Genomic DNA, 23,651 nt, shown 5'->3' with positions numbered 1-23,651 from the left:
AGGCCGAGCGCTGCTGCGAGTAGGCGCTCGGCGTACCTCGAGCCGCCAGGCTCACTCGCGAGACCGGGTGGCCCAAGTTAGACCCTCGCCGATTCGGCGTAACGGCGTACGCTGTAGTGCGAACCATGACGATGCCCCTTTGGGTGAGGAGCGCGCTCATCGAGCCGGTGCCCGCGATCGAGTCGCGCAAGAACGGTCCGCTGGGGGTGCTGCTGGTGGAGGACGATCATCTGAACCAACGGGTCGCGTGGTCGATGCTCCAGCGCCTGGGGCACCAGGTCGATGTGGCCGAGGACGGTCGCGGGGCCCTCGATGCCGTGCACCGCCGACGGTACGACGTGGTGCTGATGGACGTGCAGATGCCGGTGATGGATGGGCTCGAGGCCACGCGGCAGATTCGACGGGACGCCAGACTGGCGCAGCCCTACATCGTGGCGGTGACCGCCTACACGCAGAAGGGCGATCGCGAAGACTGTTTGGCCGCGGGCATGGACGAGTATCTGGGCAAGCCATTCGGGCTGCGGGAGCTCGAGCGGGTGCTGACGGCCGGGCGCGTGCGGGTTCGGGTCGGCGCGGTGTCGTAGGGGGAGCCGGACGAGAAGGCCGCCGCGGCCCCAGCGGGTTTGCGGGTGTTCACGAGCTCGGTCCCACGAGCGCCGTCTCGATTGCATCGAGCACTCGCATGGCCGCCTCGCACAGCTCGGTACCCGGCCCGAAGATCTCCGCCACTCCCATGCTCCGCAGTGCCTCGTGATCCTGCGGCGGAATCACCCCTCCCGCCACCACCACGATGTCCTCCCGCCCGAGCTTGGCGAGCTCGGCCCGTAGCTTCGGCACCAGCGTCAGGTGCCCGGCGGCCAGCGAGCTGATGCCCACCACGTGCACGTCGTTCTCCACCGCCTGTCGGGCGGTCTCCTCCGGGGTCTGGAACAGCGGGCCGATGTCCACATCGAAGCCCATGTCGGCGAACCCGGTGGCGATCACCTTGGCGCCGCGGTCATGCCCGTCCTGCCCCATCTTGGCGACGAGCAGCCGCGGGCGTCGGCCCTCGGCCTGCTCGAAGCGCTCCACGCGGTCGAGCACCTCGGCCAACGCACCGTCGTCGGCGCGCTCGGTGCGATACACCCCCTGGATCGAGCGTTGCTGCGGCACGTAGCGTCCCCACGGTTCCTCGAGCGCGCTGGAGATCTCGCCCACCGTCGCGCCCGCGCTCGCGGCCTCGATCGACAGCGCCAACAGGTTGCCTTCACTCGACTCCGCGCAGCGGGTGAGCGCTCGTAGGGCCGCTTGGACCCGGGTGTCGTCGCGCTCGGCTCGGAGCTGCTCGAGGCGGGCGAGCTGGGCCCGCCGCACCGCCTCGTTGTCGACCTTGAGCACCTCCACCGGGGGCTCGTCGTGCACCCGCCAGCAGTTGACGCCCACCAGGGGCTGCGCTCCCGAATCGATCCGCGCCTGGGTGCGGGTGGCCGCCTCCTCGATCCTCCGCTTGGGCAGCCCTTGCTCGATGGCCCTGGCCATGCCGCCCATCTGCTCGATCTCCTCGATGAGCGCCCACGCCTTGCGGGCCAGCGCATCGGTGAGGGCCTCCACGTAGTAGCTTCCGCCCCACGGATCGATGCTGCGGCACACCCCGGCCTCGTGCTGCAAGAGCAGCTGGGTGTTGCGGGCGATGCGAGCCGAGGCATCGGTGGGCAGCGCCAGCGCCTCGTCGAACGCGTTGGTGTGCAGCGACTGGGTGTGGCCGCAGACGGCGGCCAGCGCCTCGATGCAGGTACGCGCCACGTTGTTGTAGGGATCGGCGGCGGCCAGGCTCCAGCCCGAGGTCTGACAGTGGGTGCGCAGGGCCAGCGACTTGTCGCTGCGCGCACCCACGCCGCGCATGAGCTTGGACCACAGCATGCGACCCGCACGGAGCTTGGCGATCTCCATGAACGGATCCATGCCGATGCCCCAGAAGAACGAGATCCGCGGGGCGAAGTCGTCCACGGAGAGGCCCGCCGCCATGCCCGTGCGCACGTACTCGATGCCGTCGGCCAGCGTGTAGGCCAGCTCGAGGTCGGCCGTGGCCCCGGCCTCCTGCATGTGGTAGCCGGACACGCTGATGCTGTTCCACTTGGGCATGTGCCTCGCCGTGTGGGCGAAGATGTCCCCGATGATCCGCATCGAGGGCCCCGGTGGATAGATGAAGGTGTTGCGGACCATGAACTCCTTGAGGATGTCGTTCTGGATGGTCCCGCTGAGCTGGGCCGCGCTCACGCCCTGCTCCTGCGCCGCCACGATGAACAGCGCCATCACCGGGAGCACGGCCCCGTTCATGGTCATCGACACGCTGATTCGGTCGAGGGGGATCTGGTCGAACAGGATCCGCATGTCGAGGATCGAGTCGACCGCCACTCCGGCCATGCCCACGTCACCGGCCACGCGCGGATGGTCGGAGTCGTAGCCGCGGTGGGTGGCCAGATCGAACGCCACCGACAGGCCCTTTTGGCCCGCGGCGAGGTTGCGGCGGTAGAACGCGTTGCTGGCCTCGGCGGTGGAGAAGCCCGCGTACTGTCGGATCGTCCACGGTCGCTCCACGTACATGGTGGGGTAGGGCCCACGCAGGTACGGCGGGAAGCCGGGCATGGTGGAGAGCTGCGAAGGATCGGGAAGCTCGGCCGGGGTGTAGCGCGAGCGGATCTCGATGCCCTCGGGGGTGGTCCATGCAGGGGCACCGGCCTCGGGCTCGGACCCCGCGGTGGGGCCGACTTGCGGGAGCTGTGACCCTTGCACGAGCTCTGAATAGCTCAGCGTGGAGAAGTCCGGGAGCGTGCTCATGCCAGGCCCTCCATGACGGTGGGAAGGAGCTCGAGCTGGAGCGAGCCCAGCAAGGCGATCACGTCGCGGCCGCGATGCACGAAGTCGTGCACGCCCGCGTTGCGTAGGGCGGGGGTGGGGCGTCCGGCCACCAGCACCCGCCGTACGCCTGCCTCCCGCAGGCGGAGGGCGACGGCGGGGCCGTGTGCCTCGAGCGCATCGGGAGGTGCGCACACGATGGCCAGGCCGATGTCGGGGGGAGGCTCGGCGTCGTCCTCGAGCACGATCGGCTCGAAGCCTCCCACGGTCACGAAGTTGCGAGCGAAGTCGAGCTGTGGGCGAGCCTTGTGGGCATCGCCGGCGGTGATCAACCCCGCGCGAGGTCGGCGACCTCGACGGGCAATGGCATCGTTGCGATCGCGCAGGGCCTCGAGCGGCTCGGTGAGCCGGTGTCTCGCCAGCGGGGGAACGGCGATCGACGGCGTGGCGTCCACCCCCGACGTGGGGACGGGCGTCGACGTGACGGGGGGTACCGGCTCGTCGAGCTGGGGGTAGAGATTCGTGCCCACGAATGCCAGGCGGCCGGTCGCCAGCTCGGAAGACCGCACCGCGGCCCGCTCCGCGATCCGTGCCTGGAGCATGCCCTGCTCGATCGCGGAGGCGAGCCCGCCATCGGCGAGCCATTCCTGGACGCGCTCCCATGCTCCCCGGGCCAGAGCATCGGTGAGCGCCTCGAACGTCCAGCTCCCGGCGGCCGGATCATCCACCACTCCCAGGTGGGACTCGCCGCGCAGGATGTGTTGGGTATTGATCGCCCAGCGTCGGGCGTTGGCGTCGGGCTCGCCGAGTGCCTCCGTGGCCGGCTGCACCGCGATCACCGACGCACCACCCACCACCGCCGAGAAGCCGGCCACGCTGCCGCGCAGCAGGTTGACCCACGGGTCGCGACGCGTGCCGCTGCGCCACGAGCTGCGGACCCACAGTGGTGTGGGAGGCGGGGTCGGGGAGCCCGCGTCGAGGCCCGCATGGGCGCGCACGCGAGCCCACAGGCGCCGAGCCGCGCGTAGCTTGGCCACCTCGACCAACAGATCGGTCCCCACCGCCATGCGCACGGCCAGGTGCGGGAGCGCATCGGCGGGGGCGAGCCCGTGGGCCTCCAGCTGCCGCAGGTGCTCGATGCCCCCCGCGATCGCATAGGCGACCTCTTGCTCGGCCGAGGCGCCCGCGTCGTGCAGTGCCACGGCGTCGACGAAGATGGTGCGCAGCGCTCCCGGACCGGGTCGTCGCCTCGCCACCTCGCGCGTGAGCTCGGCCAGCGCCGCGTAGGCGTCACCGAGCGTCGTGCCCAGCCCTCCGGTGCAGGCCAGGGTCGTGAGCGGATCGAACAGCACCGCGTCGGCCGGCCCATCGTCGCCCCGCGCGGCGAGCAGCGCGCGTGCCATCGCCGGGGCGGCGAGCCCCGCGTCGAGGTGGAGCGCCACCGTGGGCCCGAGCGCATCGACGAGGCCCGCGAGCTGCTCGGGCTGCAGGACCACGCCCGATGCCGGCCCGTGGATCGCATGCTGCGCTCGCAGCTCGTCGTGCAGGCCGACCCACGCCACCTCGAGTCCGCGGCCCACATCGTGGCGGACCACCTCGGCCAGCGCCGGGCCGTGCGGTGCGGCGTACTCCAGCGCGATGCGCCATCCGGGCGCTCGTGCGGGCGGTCGGGGACCGGGCTCGCCGTCGTCGGCCGAGCGCAGCGCGGGGATCCGCAGCTCGAAGCCCTCCACGGAGGGCGCGTCGAGCTCGTCGACGGTTCGGCCCCGGGCCTGCTCCACGCGGGCGCGCCATGCTTCGCGGGAGATCGCGGAGAACTCGGAGATCAGGGCAGGGTCGTCGTGGTTGGGCACGGGGCTGGTACGAGGGTAGCAGGGGCCACGTGCGCGGGGCACGTTGGCCTATCTCGGTCTGCACATCGTGCGTATCATCGCTCCGGCCGCCGGCCGCTTCGGAGATTCCATGAGCCTCAATCTCGCCTCCATCCTCCGCAGCTCCGCTCGCACCTGGCCCGATCGCACGGCAGTGATCATCGGGCAGACAGAGCTCACCTACGCCCAGCTCCACGGCATGGCCCGAAGATTCGCCTGGGCCCTGCAGGGCCTGGGGGTCGAGCCCGGTCAGCACGTGGCGCTGATGCTGCCCAACGTCCCCCAGTTCATCGCGGCCTATTTCGGTGCCCACTATGCCGGCTGTACGGTGGTGCCGCTCAACGTGCTGCTCACCGGGCCCGAGGTCGCCTATCACCTGCGCGACTCGGACGCGGTGGCGCTGGTGGTGTGGGAGGGCTTCCTCGAGCATGCCCATGCCGGCGCTGCCCGGGTCGACGACTGCAAGCACTTGATCGTGGCCAAGGCCGATCCCACCGACCTCGACGAGCCCGCGGGGGCGCGGTCGTTCAATCGCATGCTCGCCACCGCGACTCCGGTCGAGGATCTGCCGGCCACCAATCCCGACGACACCGCGGTCATCCTCTACACGTCGGGCACGACCGGCCAGCCCAAGGGGGCCGAGCTCACCCACTTCAACCTGTTCTACAACGCGCTCTACTCGCGCGACAAGCTGTGCGACATGAGCGTCGACACGGTGGCGCTGGTCACGTTGCCGCTGTTCCACAGCTTCGGCCAGACCGTGCTGCAGAACGCGGTGCTCGGGGCCGGGGGCACGCTGGTGCTGCTGCCCCGCTTCACCCCGCAGGATGCGTTCGCGCTGATGCAGGCGCACCACGTCACGCTGTTCGCGGGTGTGCCCACCATGTACTTCGCGCTGCTGCACCATCCCGAGGCCGATCGCTACGACCTCTCCAGCCTCCAGCGCTGCGTCAGCGGCGGGTCGGCCATGCCGGTCGAGGTGATGAAGGCGTTCGACGACAAGTACGGGGTCGACATCCTCGAGGGCTATGGGCTCTCGGAGACCTCGCCCGTCGCCAGCTTCAACCGGTCCGATCGACCCAAGAAGCCCGGCAGCATCGGTCTGCCGATCGAGGACGTGGAGTTCCGGCTGGTCGACGACGACGGCCACCGCGTGGAGGAGAGCGGCAAGCCCGGTGAGATCTGGATCTTCGGTCCCAACGTGATGAAGGGCTACTACAACAAGCCCGAGGCCACCCACGCCTCGATCCAGCACGGATGGTTTCGAACCGGCGACGTGGCCACCCGCGACGACGACGGCTTCTACTTCATCGTCGATCGCAAGAAGGACATGATCATCCGCGGTGGCTTCAACGTGTATCCGCGCGAGATCGAGGAGGTCCTCTACGCTCATCCCGCCGTGGTCGAGGCCGCCGTGATCGGCATGCCGCATCCCAAGCACGGCGAGGAGGTGATGGCCGTGCTCGCGCTGCGCGAGGGGCACACGGCCACCGCCGAGGAGATCGTCGAGTACTGCAAGCAGAACCTGGCGGCCTACAAGTACCCGCGCCTCGTGGAGTTCCGCGATTCGCTGCCCAAGGGCGCAACCGGCAAGATCCTCAAGCGGGTGCTTCGTGACGAGCTCGTCGGCGCCGGCTGAGGCTGGCCGCCGGTTGCCCAATTTCGCGTTCTTCGGCCTCCGGTAGCCCGATTGCCGGGCGGATCGAATCGTTCCGCCCGAGCGCGTGAGCACCCGCGCGAGCGCGCTCACACGCCGCCGTCGCGGCTCGATTCGAGCCGGGGATACATGGGCTGCGTGTTCCTCTAGCCTCGATCCCCGATGGCAGGCTCGTCGTCGTCGCTGGCACCGGTTCGCTGGGTCGTCACCGCGTACCTCGCAGAGGGCATTCCATTCGCGATGGTGATCTGGGTGGCCGGCACCATGTTCAAGGATCTCGGCCACACCGACAGCGAGATCACCATCGCGACGGCGAGCGTGGGCCTGGCGTGGTCGCTCAAGCCGCTGTGGGCCGCGTTCCTCGACATGGTGCGCACCAAGAAGTTCTTCGTGCTGGCCATGGAGGCGCTCATGGCCGCGGCGCTGCTCTCCATCGCGTTCGCGCTGCCGCTGCCCAACTACTTCCAGGTGACCATCGGCGTGCTGTGGGTGCTCGCGTTTGCGTCGGCCACCCAGGACATCTGCATCGACGGCATCTACATCACCGCGCTCGACGAGGCCGGGCAGGCCCGCTTCGTGGGTGTGCAGGGCATGGCATGGAACATGGGCCGGCTGTTCGGCACCTCCGCCGTCGTGTACACGGCGGGCTGGCTGCAGAGCGGCGATGGGCTCGGTCCTCGCGACGCCTGGACGTGGGCCCTGGTACTCAGCGCCGCCACGATGGCGGCGCTGGCCGTCTACCACCGCATCGTCTTGCCCACCGGCTCGGTCGCGCGCCGACCCGAGAGCGCACGCGAGGTCGGCTCGATGTTCTGGGAGGCGGTCGTCGCGTTCTTCCAGAAGAAGTCGATCGTGGGGATGCTGGCGTTCGTGTTCCTGTTTCGCAGCGCCGAGGGCCTGCTGTTGGTCGAAGCGCCGCTGTTCTTGCAGGCACCGATCGAGCAGGGCGGCATCGGACTGTCGCTCGAGGACAAGGGCACGATCGACGGCCTCATCTCCACCGCGGTCACGATCGTGGGAGGGCTGCTCGGCGGTGTGTTCGTGTCGCGTCACGGCCTGCCACGCACGCTGTTCCTGCTCGCGCTGTGCATCAACCTGCCCAACCTGACCTATGTCTACCTCAGCCAGGTGGCCGAGCCGGGGGTCCAGGTGCCGTTCTGGACGGTCGCCAGCATGGCTGCGATCGAGAAGTTCGGCTACAGCTTCGGGTTCGTCGGCAACATGCTCTACATGATGCAGCAGATCGCGCCGGGCAAGCACACCATGACGCACTACGCGTTCGCCACGGCGCTGATGAACCTGGTGCTCGTGCCCACGCAGATGGCCAGCGGTCCGCTCGCCGACTGGCTGGGCTATCGCACGTTCTTCCTCGTGGTCATGGTGGCCACGATCCCGTCGCTGGTGGCCGCGTGGTTCGCTCCGTTTCCCATTCGGCCCGGCCAGGGCGGGTCCGGGTCCGAGGCCGAGCCCGCGCCCGGCCAAAAAGATTCATCGCCCACCGGTCCGCCGGTTCCCCAAGACGATGGAGGCGCCACGTGAGAGTCGATCCGCTCGTTGATTCCACTGCGACCGGGAGGTCGCTCGTGATGGCCGTCGCGCTCGCATCGTTGACCGGATGCACGAAGGACCCGGAGATCGGGGACTTTGGCACCGGCACCGGCTCGGCCTCGCTCACCCAGGCCGACGAGACCGCCGAGGGGGCCGACGACACCGTGGGGACCGAGGGCGGCACCGGGGCCAAGCTCGACGTGGGGGGCTCGGGGGAGCCGCCCGAGTGCGGCGGCGAGGGCGGAGGCATGGGGCTCGAGGAGGTGGCGTTCAGCAACATCTGGGTCGCCAACAGCCCGCAGGGGACCGTCTCGCGCATCGATACGCGCACGGGGGACGAGATCGCTCGCTATGCGACCGGGCCGACCAACGCGACCGACCCCTCCCGCACCACCGTCAACCTGGTGGGGGACATCGCGGCGCTCAACCGGGGCGGCGGCGGCTCGGTGATCAAGATCGCGGCCGAGCAAGAGCGCTGCATCGATCGCAACGGCGACGGTGCGATCCAGACCTCGCAGGGCCCGAGCGACGTGCTGCCGTGGAACGAGGACGAGTGCGTGGTGTGGAGCAAGGACCTCCACGCGGGGGCGCGTGCGGCCGCGTGGGACTCGGGCAGCGATCCTCAGGCCGAGGATTGCGCGGGGGAGCCGAGCCTGTGGGTCAGCGCCATGGACCCTGGCATGACCGTGCACGTGTGGCGCCTCGCCGGCGACACCGGTGATGAGGAGGGGAGCATCAGCATCCCCAGCTGGGACGGCTCGGCCGAGTGGGGCGGGCTCTATGGAGGGGCGGTCGATCGTGGGCGCAACTTCTGGGCGATCGGCAAGGACAACGCCGCGCTGTTCCGCGTGGACTTCGAGACCATGGACGTGCAGCGCTGGGAGGCACCGGGGGTGGAGCGCCTGTACGGCATCGCCATGGACAAGGACGGCAATCCCTACGTCACCGCCGAGTTCGACAACCGCCTGCTGCGCTTCGACGTCGAGACCGAGAGCTGGGAGGACCTGGCCACGATCTCGGGCATCCTGCGCGGGCTGGCGGTCGATCGCAACGGCGATGCCTGGGTGGCCACCAACCAGACGTGTGGGCTGGCGCGCTACCACCACGGCAGCGGCGCGGTGGACACGATCAACCTGCCCGAGTGCAACATCCCGGTGGGGGTGAGCATCGACGTGGACGGGTTCGTGTGGGTGGTCGATCAGTGGGCCGGCGCCCCGCCGTTCGGCCGCGCGCACAAGCTCGACGCCAGCTCGTATGCCGTCGAGCTGACGGTGATGGGGCTGGATACGCCGTACACCTACTCGGACATGACCGGGGCGGGGCTCGATCTGGTGTCGTTTCCTCCGCAGGGGTGAGCAGGGGTCCACGCGGAGGCGAGGCGGAACGGATCATTCCGCCTCGCAATCGAACGCCTCCGGAACGCCGTCCTGGCCCAGCGCGTTGCTGCCATCGCCTGGCCGCCACCCGGTCCCCGCTGCCCTCCGCGCATCTTCGATCCGCGTTGAGCCGATGTCGTCGGGCGGTGTATGGTGGAAGGCATGCAATGGTGGTGGTCGGCCGCTCGGTGGAGCGCGGTCTCGTTCGTCGTGTGCTCGCCGGGGTGCACCAACGAGGTTCCCTTCGATGGATTCATGACCAGCGCGACGGGCACGGCCAGCGCGACCAATCCGACCGAGCCCACCGCGGGACCGGGGGGGACGATGGGCACGGCCGATGGCACGGCCGACGGCACGTCGCTCGACGGCACCGCCGAGGGCGGCCCCAAGCTCGACGTCTCCAACGATTCCTCGGGCAACGGCTGCGAGGGCGGGGGAGGGGGCGGTGAACTCGAGTTCAGCTACATCTGGATTGCCAACTCGCCCGACAGCACGATCTCCAAGATCGACACGATCACGGCGACGGAGGTGGGCCGCTACACGGTGGCCCCGGCGCCCGCGGGCACGGTGCTCATCGGCCCTTCGCGCACGTCGGTGAGCGTCTACGGCGACATGGTGGTGGCCGATCGCAGCGGCGGCCTGGCCAAGGTGTGGGCGCGCCACGAGGACTGTCCCGATCTCGACGGCGACGGCATGGTCGACACCTCGACCAACTCGACGCCACTGCCGTTCGGATCGGACGAGTGCCTGGCCTGGAGGATCGACATCCCGCGCGCCGAGGGCATCTGGGAGAACCGCCGGGGCCCCCGCGCGGTACAGTGGACCGGGCCGCTGTCGTGCGACTACGAGGACTCGGACGTCTGGGTCGCGTTCTGCAACGAGCTCGACGACGACGTGACCGTGTGGCTGGTCGATGGCGAGACGGGCGACGTGGAGGTGGAGATCCCGATCCCCAACTTCCAGTGCGAGATGATGGGCCCCTACGGCGGCGCGATCGACCCCGACAACAACTTCTGGTTCGTCGACGGCGACACCAACCACCACCTCTATCGCGCCGACATCGGGTGCGAGCCGGGTCCTGGTAGTCCGTGCTGGGAGCGGTTCGAGAAGCCCGACGCCAACATGGATGCCTATGGGATCACGGTCGATCGCATGGGGCGGGTATGGATGGCGGGCCAGGGCAACAGCCTCTACTACTACTGGCCGCAGACCGGCCAGTGGGAGAACTTCAAGCCGGAGCTCGATCAATTCTTCGGTGGCCTGGCCGATGGGATGGAGAGCAACATCCTGCGCGGCCTGATGATGGACGCCGACGATACCCTGTGGATCGCGACGGTGCAGGCGTTCGGCGGCGGCCCGTTCCCTGGCGTGCTGCGCGTGGACACCACCACCACTCCGTTCACGTACGACTTCTACGGCAAGGAGACGCTGGGCAACGAGCTGCAGCACGCAGCCGGCATCAGCATCGACGTGGAGGATCACGTGTGGCTGGTGGACACGTTCAGCAACGCGGCCTACAAGATCCCGCCCGCGGTCCCGGCCAGCTACGTGCGCGTGGGTGGGCTCAACCAGCCCTATACCTACAGCGACATGACCGGCTTCGGCCTGCTGCAGGTCTACACCCCACCGGCCGGCTGACGCATCCACGAGCCCGACGCTTCGAGGGGCCCTTGCGAGGGGCCCCTCTGAAAGACACGAGCCGTTAGGCGAGCGTTTGGGGTGAGCTGCGGGGGCTTTGCGAGAGCCCCCCTTTGAAAGGCACGAGCCGTTAGGCGAGCGTTTGGGGTGAGCTGCGGGGGCTCTGCCCCCGTAGCGAGGGGGCTTTGCGAAAGCCCCCTTACAGACTAATAGAACCCGACGTCGTCGATCGAGAATTCGAAGTCGGTGCTGGCCGAGACCTGGAACTGGACTGCCATCATCGTTCCGGCATCGAACGCCGCCGCGGCACCCCAGCCCTCCTGGAACACCTCGTCGAAGCCCACGGTGTACTGCACCCAGTCGTCGGACAGCGGCACGATCTTGCCGTGGGCGTCCTCGCAGTCGGCGGCGCAGCTGCCACCGGTCTCCGTGGGGACGATGGCATCGACGAGGAGCTTGACGCGAACCGCCGTGTTGCCGCGGGCACGGAAGACGATGCCCTGGTGCGCGCTGGCGTCGTAGGGCATGCGCACGCCGGGGCCGCCGTCGGGGTCGCCCTCGTTGTTGAGGTCGACGCCGAGGCCAGCCCCCCACAGCGTGAAGCCGCTGCCGCTGGTCAAGGCCATGAACAGGCTCGTGCCCGGTCCCCCCGCGGTGGGCTCGAACGGGGTGGGCGGATCCTGCACGGCCCCCTCGGTCTCGTCGTTGTAGGTGTACCAGGCGCCACGTCGACCACTGGCGGCGAGGATCAACGCATCACCGTCCTCGAGGTCGTCGATCATGTTGGCTGGCTCGATGTCGATGTCGCCCTCGGAGTCCGAGCCGGAGTCGCCGGTGGGGGGATCGGCGGTCCCGTCGGCGGTCTCGTCACCGGTTCCCTCCGCCGTGCCCTCGCCCGCGGTGGTACCACTGCTGGGGCCCGTCCCGGCGTCGGCGCTGGTCTCCTCGCTGCTGCTGCCGGCATCGCAACCCCACGGGGCGGCGCCCAGCCCCAGCGTGCAGCAAGCTCCCAAGAACAGTCTCAGCTTCGTATTGGACATCGTCTCCTCCAAACCTTCGTCGTGCGTTGATCGAGCCACCGGCATGAGCTGGTCTAGCCGCCCGCCATCAGGGCGGTGCGGACGACCTGCCCGACCTCGCTGGGCGTGGCGGCCCAGTCCGTGATGAGAGAAGGAAAGCCGCAGCCGCCGGGATACCAGGCCCAGGCAGTCCACGAGAGGTTGCGTTGTGCGGCGTAGTCGATGAGCGCCGAGGCGTACTGGCTTCCGCACTCGAAGCTGCCGAACTCGGTCACGAGCACCGGGTGCGTCGCCGTCAAGAACCCCCAGTCGGCCTCCCAGGCGGCCGGCTGCTTGTTGCCGAAGTCGTAGGGATGCGTGGCGTAGGCGATGTTGTAGCCGCTCAGCGGTGTACCCGGCACGCCCGATAGATCGTAGGCGAAGTCGAGCCCGCCCACGATCACGATGTTCTCGGCGCCCGTGGCCCGCACCGTGTCGTAGAGCGTCTGCATGCCCACCACGGTGAAGCCGTCGCCGCTGTCGCCTCCGTCGCGCCATACCTGCCACGGCACGTCGTGGGGCTCGTTGTAGAGCTCGAACAGCACCCGGCCGTCGTCCTTGTAGCGGTCGGCCACTTGGTCCCAGAACAGCACGCTGTGGTTGTCGGCCATGCGCTGCTGACCGGGGGTGACCCCGTAGTCTCCGCGATCGGACCAGTGCAGGTCGAGGATCACATCGAGCCCGGCCGCGTGGGCCCAGTCGATCTGTTGATCGACGGTCTCGGGGTAGCCAGGGGCGTACGCCACCGAGCCCTCGAGCCAGAAGCCCTGGTTCAGCGCAATGCGAACCACGTTGGTCCCCCAGCTGGCCATGAACTGGTAGTCCTGGGGGTTCAGACCCTCGCCCTGGTTGTTCCACTCGAGCGAGGGGCGGGCGACGCCACGAAACACGTGGACGTTGCCCTGGTCGTCGTAGATCGCGTTGCCCTCGACGTAGTAGCCGCCCGGGATCACGGGAGGCACGTCGGGAGGCATGCCGTCGGTGGGGCCGCCCTCGGCGGTCTCGTCGGCGGATCCCTGGGTCTCGCTCTGCGAGCCGTCGGTGGAGGGCTCGCTGGCGCTCGAGCTCGGCCCCGAGGTGGCGGTGATCGTGTCCGAGCTCAGCGTCTCGTCCTCACCCGAGCCTGGAGCCGTGCAGCCCCCGCCGATCGACGAGCCGACCAGCGTGCCGAGCAGCAGCGGCGCCAACGCTCCGAGCCCACGTCGTGGGCGCGGGCTGGCGTCGGATGTTCGGCATTCGGAGCGCATGTCCACGACTCGGAAGGGGGCGGTGAAGCAGATGGATCGATGAAGGTTTTTCACTCGGCCGGCACCGCGTTGTCGGCGATCACACGGCGATAGAACAGCGCGCTGTCCTTGAGCCGTCGTTCCTGGGTCTCGTAGTCGACCCACACGATCCCAAAGCGCTGCGTGTAGCCGCGATCCCACTCGAAGTTGTCGAGCAGCGACCACACGAAGTAGCCGCGCAGGGGCACGCCGTCCTCGATGGCTCGGTGAGCCTGCTGGAAGTGCGTGCGCAGGAAGTCGAGTCGCAGCACGTCGGGCACCGAGCCGTCCTCGGATGGCCCGGTGGAGTAGCTCGCCCCGTTCTCGGTGACGTAGAGGGCGCTGGGGGCGTAGTCGAGATGGACCCGCACGAGGGTCTCCCACAGCCCCTCGGGGTAGACCTCCCAGCCCATCTCGGTGCGCTCGGAGAGCGGGGCCGAGGGATCCCACAGCTCCTCGTCCTCCGGCTCGGGGAACGACTCGGTACGGACGACGTTGCGGCGATAGTAGTTGATCCCCAGGAAGTCGATGGGGACCGCGATGGCGTCCTCGTCACCAGGAAGTACCGCTGGCAGGCCCGATGCGGGCACGACCTCGCGCTCGGCGAAGTGGCGGAGCATGTCCCGTGGGTAGCCGCGGCCGAACACGGGATCGAGGAACCATCGATTGAAGTGTCCGTCGTGGAGCCGGCGGGCCTTCTGGTGCTCGGACGCCGCGGTGGCGGCGTGCATCGGGGCCAGATCGAGCGTGATTCCGACCTCGGCCTTGGGCACGAGCGCTCGGATCTCGGGCACCGCCCAGCCGTGCGAGAGCAGCAGGTGATGGCTGGTCGTGAGCGCTCCCAGAGCATCCTGGGTGCCGGGGGCATGCCTCCCCAGGTGGTGGCCCACCATGCTGGCGACGCGGGGCTCGTTGTGGGTGACCCAGTGTCGAACTCGATCGCCGAGTCGCTTGGCCACGATCCGCGCGTAGTCGACGAACGCCTCGGCGGTCGAGCGCGCCGTCCAGCCACCTTCGCGCTGCAGGGCCAGCGGAAGATCCCAGTGATAGAGGGTCACGAAGGGGGTGATCCCGGCGGCCAGCAGGCGATCCACGAGACGGTCGTAGAAGTCCAGCCCCGGCTCGCTCAGCTGACCGCGGCCCGTGGGGAGCACGCGGGGCCAGCTCACCGAGAAGCGGTAGGCACCAAGGCCCAGCTCGCGCATCAGAGCCACGTCGTGCTCGAAGCGCTGCACGTGCTCGCAGGCTCTACGGCCATCGGAGCCGTCCTCGATGGCGCCGGGGCGCCGACAAAATTCGTCCCAGATGGACTCGCCTCGGGAATCGGCGGCACCCTCGATCTGAAAGGCCGAGGTGGCGGCGCCCCACACGAAGCCGCCAGGAAAGGCGCGGGTCTTCATCGACTTGCCCACTCAGCAAGAATCGTGCGCAAAGTGATGGGGCGGATCTCGACGCGATTTCGTCCGCGTCGGGCGTGGACCGGATCGATTGCTTCCGGGTCGTGGGCTCCGGCCGCGTTGCATGGCCCGTCGTGGGGAATGATCGCGTCCGGGCGGAAAAGAATCATCAATTTTTCGAGGTGCGGTTCCCCATTTGTAAAGGAGAGCAAAGACGCATGCAGGAAGAGCTCAACGCGGTAGCGCGGTGGTCGGGGGACTCGCTCCATGCGAGCGTCTTGTCGGGTGCGCTGGCGGCCGGTTCGCCAATGATTCCAACCCATTCACCGGCATCCGAGAGCCGAGTCGAACCGGTGCCCGAGCGGATCGATGCCTCGACGGCAGGCTCGTTTGGACGGGTGGTGGGCCGCAGCCAGGCCATGCAGCGGATCTACCCGCTGTGCCGGCGGCTGGCCGACTCCGACCTGCCGCTGGTGATCGGCGGCGAGACGGGCACGGGCAAGGAGCTGCTCGCCGAGTCGATCCACGAGGAAGGGCGGCGTAGCAAGGGCCCCTTCGTGGTGCTCGACTGTACCTCGATTCCATCGAGCCTGGCCGAGGCAACGCTGTTCGGGCACGAGAAGGGCTCGTTCACGGGCGCGACCGAGGCGCGCCGGGGCCTGTTCGAAGACGCCGACGGTGGCACGCTGCTGCTCGACGAGATCGGCGATCTCGACATCGAGCTGCAGGCCAAGCTCCTGCGGGTGCTCGAGCGCTCGGAGGTCACGCGCGTGGGATCGACCCGGCGGATCAAGGTGAACGTGCGCTTCATGGCCGCCACGCGTCGCGACCTGCGCGAGATGGTTCGCCAGGGAAAGTTCCGCGACGATCTCTACTATCGTCTGGCGGTCACCCGCATCGAGCTTCCGCCCCTGCGGGAGCGCCACGGCGACCTCGAATACCTCGTGCGCACGTTCTGGGAGCGCGTGGCCGGCGACGGCTCGGAGCCATCGGAGCGGCTGCTCGAGGCCTTCACCCGCCACGACTGGCCCGGCAACATCCGCGAGCTCCACAACGCCGTCGCGCGTTGCTTCGCGCTGGGCGAGGATGCGTGGTTCGAGGATGCGTCGCGACGCGATCGCGTGGCGCCCCCGGCCATGTCGAGCGTGGTGACCACGCAGGACGGGGACGGGGGGATGTTCGAGGAGATCCTCGAGCTCGACCTGCCGCTGCCCAAGGCACGCCGACGCATCCTCGCGGAATTCGAGCAGCGCTACGTCCAGCGCGCGCTCGAGCGCACGGGGGGCAACCTCACCCAGGCCGCACAGTCGTCGGGCGTGGGCAGCCGGTACTTCCGGCTGATCCGGGCCCGGGGACACAAGTCGCAGAGCTGAAGGCTGGGATGATCGGCTGAGCGAGGCCTGGGGCTCGAGCTGCCCGGGCCGACGCCACCCGAGCCGACGACTCGGGTCCGCCTGCAAGCGGGCCTGTCGTCGGCATCGTTTCGTGGTCCGTCTGCCGCTCACCACCAGAAGGTCGCGCGGATCGACACCACGTTCTGATCCGGCACGCGGGTGGGGGCCCCGCGATTGCCCATGTCTTGGTTGCCAGGCGTGGCGCCGAAGCCCGCGGGCGGCACGGGGGCACTGGGTGGCTGCGCACACAGCAAGGGGTCGCCCATGGGGCTGCACTCGCGCTGGTTGTAGATGTAGCGCGAGTACTGGACCGAGATCTCCTCGCGCGTGATCCAGTTGGTGCGGAACAGGAGCCGCGGCGACACCACCGAGAACGACTGCTCGGGAATGTTGGAGTTGGGCTGTACGCGATCGTAGCGGGTCGCGACTCCGAACCAGCGCAGGGCGTCGAAGCGCGCGTCGATGCCGTACTTGATCTTGGTGATCCCGTCTGCGTCGGGGTCGTCGCTGCGGATCTTGTTGAGCATGCCGTAGAGCTTGATCCCGAAGTCCATGCCCTCGCCCCACCACTGGTCGCCCTTGCGGATCCGCTGCACGCTGTTCTCGGCCTGGACGATCACGCTGGAGATCTCTCCGTTGCCGCCGCTTTGCTGGGTGGGGCCCTCGAGGTAGTTGTCGATGATGCCGAACGTGAACTGTCCGGCGCCCTTGGAGTGGATCACCTCGATGCTCGGCCCCACCGAGCGGGCGTGGCGAGCCTGGATGTAGGAGAACGCGGCGTAGTAGTAGCCCAGCCGTCCCCAGTTGATGCGCAGGTCGGGGCCCAACACGGTCATCGAGCCATCGGGAGGGTTGGGCACGAAGCTCGCGTCGGCTTCGGCTCCCAGGCGGTCCTCCTCGCGCGCGATGGCCTGCAGGAAGTGCCCGCCGAGCTCCACCTTCTTCTGGTAGGCGAGCCCGAGGTGGGCGTGGTGGAAGAAGGTGAAGCGCGCCGCATTGAACACGCGGGGGTCGGGCCGGGTGGTCCCCAGGCCATGCTCGACGCTGATGGTGAAGTCCCTGACGAGGATGTCGAGCTGACCCGCCTCGCCCATCCCGTGGGTACGACCGAACGCGTAGGTGTCGAGCTCTCCCGCGTCGTAGCGCCCGGCCTGGCCGTAGCGATTGTCGAACGAGCCGACCTTCCACGACAGCCGCAGCGACTTGGCGGGCAGCTTGGGGGTCAGCGACACGAACGCCTGGGCGATGCCGAACTGGGCGTTGTTCTCCTTCCACGCGGCATCGGTGAAGTTGAAGCCCTGGATCGAGACCATGCCCGCCGCGACCTGGTTGCCGTAGCCGAGGTAGAGCTCGGCCCAGTCGCGCGGGTTGTGCAGGGTGTACTGGTAGCCGAGGTACTGGTCGTCGGGCACGACCGCGTTGTGCAAGGTGGTGGCGTGCTGGCCCTCGGCCGGCATCTCGCGCTCGCCGAGCCCGATGCGCATGGGTGCGCGCAGGTAGCCGTTGAAGATGAAGCCCCAGTCACCGCCGCCGGCATCCGGACCGCCGCCGCGAGACGACAGCAGCCGGCCGCCGCCCTCGCCCTTCTTCTTGCGCGAGCCGCCCGGCCCCGGGAACGTGCCGGGGCGCGAGGCCGGGAGCGCCGATCCTGCGATGTCGTCCATTGGAACCACGGGTACGTCGCCGGCGGGTGACGCACCGGAGCCCGCCTCCACCGGGGGATCGTCCACGACGGGCTCGGTGTCCACGGGGTCCTCGGGGGACGCGAGCTCCACCGAGGTCCCGTCGGCGGAGGCCTCCGGCGACGGCTCGGCGGTGGAGTCGGCGGCCGCGGTGTCGGCCGGACCGGGGCTCAGCAGGAGGGCAACGGAGACGAAGATGCTGGACATGACAGGTGCTCTGCCGCCTCGAGCGGCTCAGCGCGCGCGCTCGTCGAGGAACGCCGTCACCCAGAACAGCGGGGCGTTCCAATTGATGGTGATCTCGTTGGTCGACCACGACTCGATGTGATCGACGAAGCACTTCTGTGGCGGGCATCCGGGCAGCCCGACCGACTTGGCGTAGGGATCCTCGAGCCGTGAGTTGGGCCCGCCCGAGACCGCGCCGGGGTGCGGCGGCGGGTAGGACTCGTCCTTTTGGCGGGCCCAGAAGCGATGGTGGGGGTTCTCGAGCGGGTTGGCGCCGTAGCCGGTGACGTACGATTGCCACATGGGGTTGCGGCCCATGATGTAGTCGAACGCGTCGATCACCCCGTGCAGGAACAGCGCCTCGCCCGTCAGGTCGTGGGCCAGACCCAGCAAGAGCGCGTTGTTCAGCACCAGCGAGTTGGAGCCCCAGGGGTAGGTCCCCCCGGCATCGGCCTGCAGCGGCACGGAGTAGCCGGCATCGTCGATGCGACCGGCGTGGGTGCGGGCGATCTCCACGACCTTGGCCCGGGCCTCGTTCACGTCGAGCGGGGTCGAGCCCGGAGCCACCGTGGCCAGCGAGATCGTGCCGAGCGCCTGCACCAGCTGCCAGTTCATCGGCGACTGCTGGCCGCCCTGGTCGGGCCGTGGACCGGGGATCGCGAGGTAGTGCTTGGAGCTGCGTGCGGCCTCCACGAAGGCTGCGTCGCCGGTGGTGAGCGCCAGCTCCACCGCGGCCCAGTAGCGCTCGTCGCTGACGTCGAGGTCCTCGTAGGGCCCGCCGCCCACGTTGTCGCTGCCCGGGGCGAGCACGTTGGGGTTGGCCTCGGCGGCCGCCCAGGCGCGGCGGGCCGCGGTTTCGCAGCGCTTGGCGAACGCCGGGTCCACGTCGCGCCACAGTCGGGCGGCCTGGGCCGCCACCGCGGCGAGGTTCAGGGTGGCGGCGGTGCTGGGCCGATGGAGATAGCGCGGGGCCTTGGCCTCGTGCGGGGCAAGCGGGAGGTCGGACCACTTTTGCTCGTGCAGCTTGTGGAAGGCCATGCCCTCCCACTTCTTGCCCTTGGGCACCTGCAGGCGCAGCAGCAGCTCGAGCTCCCAGCGCACCTCGTCGAGCAGATCGGGCGCTCCGTTGGCGCTCTCGGGGATCGAGAACGTGCCATCGGCCACGGCCGCCGCCTTGCCGCCGAGCTTGGTCGTGCGCTCGTAGAAGTGCAGCAGGGTCCACACCGAGATCCCACCGTTGACCACGTACTTGCCGTGATCGCCGGCGTCGTACCAGCCGCCGGAGGCATCCACCGTGTAGTCGCAGCCGAGCTCGGGCAGGCACTCCACCTTGGCATCCGAGGGGTGCCCCGCCGGTCGCGTCCACTGGGGGTCGCCGGCGTACGGCATGGTCAACGCGATGCCGCTGCGGTTGTGATAGAAGTAGGCGGCCGCGTCGTACTTGAGCGCGTGTGCGATGTCCTCGGCGATCGCGAACGGATCGCTCTGCTCCTCGCCGATTCGCAGGCGGAAGCCCGAGCCGGTGGCGGTGGCCGAGGAGAAGTCGATGCGGTGCACCGGGTCGCCCGAGGGCTCGTCGTCACCGAGCGGCTGGGTCTTGCCGGTGGCGACCACCGCACCGGCCGCGTCGACCAGCTCCCAGGTCGCGGGCTCGCGATCGGGGCTGCGATACACGGCGCGCTTGCGCTGCCGCGGGAAGTAGCCGATCTGGTTGACCCGAATCGTGGGGGCGCGAAGGTAGTCGGGAGGAGGCGGTGGCTCGAATTCGGGGTCGGCGAGCACCACGTCGTCGATGCAGACCTCGAGCGCTCCCTCTCCCGCGAGCGGTCCGCCGAGGTGGATGGTCAGCTCGGCGCGCGAGTCGTCGTCGCCGCGCATTTCGAAGTGACCCGTGTAGCGCTGCGGCGTGGTGGCCAGCTCGATGGTGCTGGCCCAGTACTCCTGGTAGGGAGGGCCCACCTGCGCGACGCGTGGGCGCGCCTTGACGGCCCGACTGGCGTGGGCCGTGAGCTCGACGAGATAGGCGTGCCCGCGCTGCAGCGGCAGTGCGCGGTGGCGTAGCTGCAGGTCCCACGAGATCTCGCCTGCGGCGTCGGCCTGCATGCAGTAGGCCCCGTCGCGCACGCTGGCCTGGCCGCGGGCGGCCCCCGACACCGAGGCCTTCCAGGGGGTGGCGCTGCCGTCGTCGAAGCTGGAGTTGCGGATGAGGTTGTGATCGCCCTCGATCACCGGAGGTGGACCGTGAGCGATCACGGCGGGTGCATCGCCTTCGGGAGCGGTGGAGGGCTTGTGATCGCCGCGATTGCACGCGAGCGCCAGCAGGGCCAGCCACAGCACGGCGCGTTGGTCCAGCACGTTGGTCATTGCTTGCACCCGTAGAAGGAGACGTCGTCGACCCAGATGTCGAAGCTCGCGCCCGGAGAGTTCACCTGGAATTGCAGGCCGTAGATTGCGGACGCGTCGATGGAGCCGGGGCGAGGCGAGCCCCACCCGGCGAGCTGGCCCAGGCGATCGAACGGGAACACGTACTGCTGCCACTCCTCTTCGAGCTCCACGTCGGCCCCGAAGTCGTTGAAGCACTCCGTGCAGATCCCTCCGTCGGGATCGGTGCTCGCGTCGGGCACCTTGAGCCGGATGGTGCTGGCGGAGTCGGGGCCCCGGCGGGCGAAGAACGCCACGCCGTCGTAGGCCGAGGCGTCGTAGGGACCCTTGGGATCGACGAAGTTCAGGCCATAGCCCGCGAAGGTGATCGAGCCGTTGGCGAGGGTGCCGTGGACGCGGGCCGCGTACATCGAGCCGTTGGCTCCGCCCTCGGCCTGCGAGAACGTGCCCCCGAGGCGCCCGGCCACCGGCTCGACGGTCGAGCCCGCCTCGTCGAGGAACGCATAGACGTAGCCGCCGCGTCCCGAGCGCTCGAGGATGCGGTGGTCGTTGTCCTCGGAGTCCTCGACCACGGCCTCGAGCGTGCAGCCGCCGAGGTCGAAGGCACCGACGGCGTTGGCCTCGGGGGCCTGCGAGCCCCCGAGCTCACAGCCCCCGCTCGACATCGCCAGCAGGGTGTTCAGGGGAAGCGCCCAGCGTGCGTACGGACGTCTCATCGGTCGACCCATTCGAAGCTCCCGAGCAATCATCAGTAGAGGACGCAGTAGCCGAACATCGCCTGCGCGCCCGGATCGATGGTGGCGTTGAAGGCGACCCCGGTGAACACCCCGGAGCCAGGCATCTCCACGACCTCGGCGTTCCAGACCTGGTCGATGGTCCCGGGCAGGGGCAGCTCGACCTCCCAGGTCACCGACATGGCGGAGATGTTGGTGACGAACACGTCGTCGCACTGCCCCTGCATGAACATCGACTGGTTGACGACCTGCACGTCGAGCGTACCGTCGTTGAAGGTGTCGCCGTCGTCGCTCGAGCTGCTGCTGCCGTCATCGATGCCGGTGGAGCCCCCGCTGCTGTCGGTGCCCGGATCGACGCCCGCGGTGGTGTCGTCCTCGCCGGTCGTCGTGGCGGGTGGCGGTGGGGGAGGGGGCGGGGCATCGTCCTCGCTTCCCGTCGTCCCGGTGCTCGAGCCGGGCGGGTCACCGTCGTCGAGCGTGGTCGGGTTGGGCATCCCGTCGCCGAACAGGCCGGCATCGTCGGCCCCGTCGTCCTTGCAGGCCCACCCGAGGGCAACGAGCACCAGCGCAGCGGTACGGACCCGTAACATCGTCATCCTCCGCGATGGGCACAAGCACAGGCCATGCCAGTCCCGGTTTGGTGCACCGAGGGGCGACTCGGTTGCGCACCCCCCCGAACGAATTGGCCCGCGACGGAACGAATGCTTCCCGCGAGGGCCGGATCGTTCCCCGCTGGAGGCGGGTTTCGAGTCCCAGCCCGGCAACCCCAGGGATCGCGGGGTGGACCGGCGCTTGCTTGCACGGAGTGCTCGATCATGGATGTCGTGATGCTCGGGTCGACGGCGCTGGGAGTCCACTCGATTGGTCGCGCGTTGGGGCGGGCCATCGATGCCACCGTGGTCGACGGCGATCGCCTACGGTTTCGAGTCGGTGACGATGCCGATCCAAGGCTGGGGATCTCCCACGATTGGCTGGATGCGCTCCGTCTCCAGCTGCCGGAGTCGCGGACCCGTCCCCACGTCGTGACCACGTGTACGGTCCTGACGCAGCCCGAGCGAGACGCGATTCGACGGCAAGGGATGTGCTTGGTGTACCTGTGCGGCCGTGAGGCCGGGGAGGACGAAGAACCCGAAGAGCCCGACGTGCGGGTCGAGATCGACGGCTGCTCGCAGGTCGAAGGGATCGCAGCCCGGGTGCTCGCCGGCCTGGTGCCACGCCTGGAATCCACCACGAGCAGCGCGTCGCGCGATGGGGGTGTGCCGGTTCGGGGTGACAGCGTATGCTCGGGACCCCGTGACTGAGGCGTGATCCAGCTCGTCGCAGCGATGGTGGCGCGGTTGCTCGCGCCGGAGGGGGTACAGGCGGAGGTTGATCCCCGATCGCCGGCAGGCCCGGATGAGGCGACGCCGGCCGGTCCGGACGAGACCACGCCGACGACTTCGGAGGGGACCACGACCTCGGACGAGACGACGCCGTCGGGCACGGTCGAGGTGACGCCAACGGGCCCCAAGTCGACGCCGACGCCCCTTCCCCGGATCGAGGTGGTGGTGGGCATCGCGAGCGACGATACCTCGATCGAGCGCGAAGCCCTGACTCAAGTGCTTGCGGGGCACTTCGCCGACACCGGGCTGAAGTATCGGGTGGCCACCTTCGAGGAGGTGGAGCACCCCAGCGAGCGGCTGAGCTGGGCCTCGACCTTCGCCGGCGCGCCGCAGGTCCTGGCCGTGTTCTGGATCGAGGGCGCAGACGAAGAGCGGCGGCTCTACCTGTTCGAGCCCCGTCGAGGCACGACCTGGACCCGCGAGCTGCCGCCGTTTGCCGATCCCGACGAGCTGCTGGAGTCGCTGGGGACGATGCTGCGCGGCATCAGCCTGTGGATGGGGGACGGCGCTCCGCCGGGCATGGATGCCGCCGAGGTGACTTCGCCTCCGGAGCCGGAGCCGGAGCCGGAGCCCGAGCCCGAGCCGGCCCCGGCGGAGCCGGAACCGGAGCCCGAGCCCACCCCGCCTCCTCCGCCTCCGCCACCGCGGCCTCGGTGGGGACTCTCGCTGGTGTACGCCGGGGGCGACTTGGCCCGCGAGGCACCGTGGCAGAGCGGAGCGGGCCTGGGGCTCGAGGTCGAGTGGCCGGTGCACGTGACCACGGAGCTGGGCGCCAGCCTCTCGAGCCCCGCCGTGCTCGATGAGGTCCCCGTGGCCACGGTGTGGCGACTGCCGCTCCACGTGGGGGCCGGCTATCGCTTTCGTCCGGGGCGTAGGCTGCGGCCGCTGCTCGATCTCGCGCTCGTCCTCGAGCCGATGTGGTGGCGGGTGGAGAGCACCCCCGAGGTCACGGGTCGCTCGGGAAGCGCTATTCGCGCTGCCGTGGCGCCAGGCGCTGGCCTGCGGGTGGCGGTCTGGCGCGGCCTGGGACTCGTGGTGCACGCACGTGCGGATCTAAGGGTTCTCAACGCCGACCTCGTGGTATCCCAGGACGGCCGTCGTGTATCCCGCCTGTCCCCCCATGTGGTCGCCGCGTTCCTTCGGGCCGGCTTGTCCTACGTGTTCTGAGCGTGGACGCACGTGCGGACTTCGGAGTTTTTTCATCAAC

The 23,651-nt window shown here is 69.3% G+C and carries 17 protein-coding genes; 8 read left to right on the top strand and 9 right to left on the bottom strand.

Features of this window, described 5'->3' with window-relative positions; genetic code table 11:
* Positions 1 to 125 precede the first annotated feature (125 nt).
* Positions 126 to 584, top strand: a complete 459-nt coding sequence (locus OEB96_RS29845; RefSeq protein WP_266220188.1) for a response regulator — start codon at positions 126 to 128, stop codon at positions 582 to 584.
* A 49-nt stretch (positions 585 to 633) separates the two neighbouring features.
* Here OEB96_RS29845 and scpA read toward each other — a convergent pair whose 3' ends face one another.
* Positions 634 to 2,817, bottom strand: coding sequence for a methylmalonyl-CoA mutase (scpA, locus tag OEB96_RS29840; protein WP_266220187.1), 2,184 nt, complete (start codon positions 2,815 to 2,817; stop codon positions 634 to 636).
* Positions 2,814 to 4,688: a methylmalonyl-CoA mutase family protein gene (locus tag OEB96_RS29835; protein ID WP_266220186.1), complete on the bottom strand. Its 1,875-nt coding sequence runs from the start codon at positions 4,686 to 4,688 to the stop codon at positions 2,814 to 2,816. The genes scpA and OEB96_RS29835 overlap by 4 nt, the downstream gene beginning before the upstream one ends.
* 109 nt (positions 4,689 to 4,797) lie before the next feature.
* On the opposite strand from OEB96_RS29835, the gene OEB96_RS29830 reads away from it, so the two are divergent.
* The 4 genes from OEB96_RS29830 (at position 4,798) to OEB96_RS29815 (ending at position 10,925) form a co-directional block, all read left to right on the top strand.
* Complete coding sequence (locus tag OEB96_RS29830) at positions 4,798 to 6,345, top strand: long-chain-fatty-acid--CoA ligase (RefSeq protein ID WP_266220185.1); 1,548 nt, start codon at positions 4,798 to 4,800, stop codon at positions 6,343 to 6,345.
* Positions 6,346 to 6,525: 180 nt separating this feature from the next.
* Complete coding sequence (locus tag OEB96_RS29825) at positions 6,526 to 7,902, top strand: MFS transporter (RefSeq protein ID WP_266220184.1); 1,377 nt, start codon at positions 6,526 to 6,528, stop codon at positions 7,900 to 7,902.
* A 47-nt stretch (positions 7,903 to 7,949) separates the two neighbouring features.
* Positions 7,950 to 9,266 (top strand): Vgb family protein, encoded by a 1,317-nt coding sequence (locus OEB96_RS29820; RefSeq protein ID WP_266220183.1) that lies wholly within the window; start codon positions 7,950 to 7,952, stop codon positions 9,264 to 9,266.
* Positions 9,267 to 9,449: 183 nt separating this feature from the next.
* Entirely contained in the window at positions 9,450 to 10,925 is a 1,476-nt protein-coding gene (locus OEB96_RS29815; RefSeq protein WP_266220182.1) for an NHL repeat-containing protein, read from the top strand.
* 206 nt (positions 10,926 to 11,131) lie between these two features.
* Here the strand turns inward: OEB96_RS29815 and OEB96_RS29810 are convergent, their stop codons facing one another.
* From OEB96_RS29810 to OEB96_RS29800, 3 genes are all read right to left on the bottom strand, one after another.
* Positions 11,132 to 11,965 (bottom strand): CIA30 family protein, encoded by an 834-nt coding sequence (locus OEB96_RS29810; RefSeq protein WP_266220181.1) that lies wholly within the window; start codon positions 11,963 to 11,965, stop codon positions 11,132 to 11,134.
* A 53-nt stretch (positions 11,966 to 12,018) separates the two neighbouring features.
* Positions 12,019 to 13,170 carry a glycoside hydrolase family 5 protein gene (locus OEB96_RS29805; protein ID WP_266220180.1) on the bottom strand — a complete coding sequence of 384 codons (1,152 nt, stop codon included), beginning with the start codon at positions 13,168 to 13,170 and terminating at the stop codon, positions 12,019 to 12,021.
* 110 nt (positions 13,171 to 13,280) lie between these two features.
* Entirely contained in the window at positions 13,281 to 14,648 is a 1,368-nt protein-coding gene (locus OEB96_RS29800) for a GH1 family beta-glucosidase (RefSeq protein WP_266220179.1), read from the bottom strand.
* Positions 14,649 to 14,998: 350 nt separating this feature from the next.
* On the opposite strand from OEB96_RS29800, the gene OEB96_RS29795 reads away from it, so the two are divergent.
* On the top strand, positions 14,999 to 16,018 hold the full coding sequence (locus OEB96_RS29795) for a sigma 54-interacting transcriptional regulator (RefSeq protein ID WP_266220178.1): 1,020 nt from the start codon (positions 14,999 to 15,001) through the stop codon (positions 16,016 to 16,018).
* A gap of 128 nt (positions 16,019 to 16,146) precedes the next feature.
* On the opposite strand, the gene OEB96_RS29790 is transcribed toward OEB96_RS29795, so the two are convergent.
* The 4 genes from OEB96_RS29790 to OEB96_RS29775 are packed head-to-tail and all read right to left on the bottom strand — an operon-like array spanning position 16,147 to position 21,652.
* Complete coding sequence (locus tag OEB96_RS29790; protein ID WP_266220177.1) at positions 16,147 to 17,928, bottom strand: hypothetical protein; 1,782 nt, start codon at positions 17,926 to 17,928, stop codon at positions 16,147 to 16,149.
* Between the two features lie 27 nt (positions 17,929 to 17,955).
* Complete coding sequence (locus OEB96_RS29785; RefSeq protein ID WP_266220176.1) at positions 17,956 to 20,310, bottom strand: glycoside hydrolase family 9 protein; 2,355 nt, start codon at positions 20,308 to 20,310, stop codon at positions 17,956 to 17,958.
* Positions 20,307 to 21,044: a hypothetical protein gene (locus tag OEB96_RS29780; protein ID WP_266220175.1), complete on the bottom strand. Its 738-nt coding sequence runs from the start codon at positions 21,042 to 21,044 to the stop codon at positions 20,307 to 20,309. Before OEB96_RS29780 ends, OEB96_RS29785 begins: the two co-directional genes overlap by 4 nt.
* A 32-nt stretch (positions 21,045 to 21,076) precedes the next feature.
* Complete coding sequence (locus OEB96_RS29775) at positions 21,077 to 21,652, bottom strand: cellulose binding domain-containing protein (RefSeq protein ID WP_266220174.1); 576 nt, start codon at positions 21,650 to 21,652, stop codon at positions 21,077 to 21,079.
* Positions 21,653 to 21,889: 237 nt separating this feature from the next.
* Between OEB96_RS29775 and OEB96_RS29770 the strand changes: the two genes are divergently transcribed.
* Positions 21,890 to 22,363: a hypothetical protein gene (locus OEB96_RS29770; RefSeq protein ID WP_266220173.1), complete on the top strand. Its 474-nt coding sequence runs from the start codon at positions 21,890 to 21,892 to the stop codon at positions 22,361 to 22,363.
* A gap of 3 nt (positions 22,364 to 22,366) precedes the next feature.
* Entirely contained in the window at positions 22,367 to 23,611 is a 1,245-nt protein-coding gene (locus OEB96_RS29765; protein WP_266220172.1) for a hypothetical protein, read from the top strand.
* Positions 23,612 to 23,651 lie beyond the last annotated feature (40 nt).

Source organism: Paraliomyxa miuraensis (assembly GCF_026337845.1).
Taxonomy (GTDB): Bacteria; Myxococcota_A; Polyangia; order Nannocystales; family Nannocystaceae; genus Paraliomyxa; species Paraliomyxa miuraensis.
Note: the sequence above shows the minus strand (reverse complement) of the source record. Positions and strands in the feature narration are given on the sequence as shown.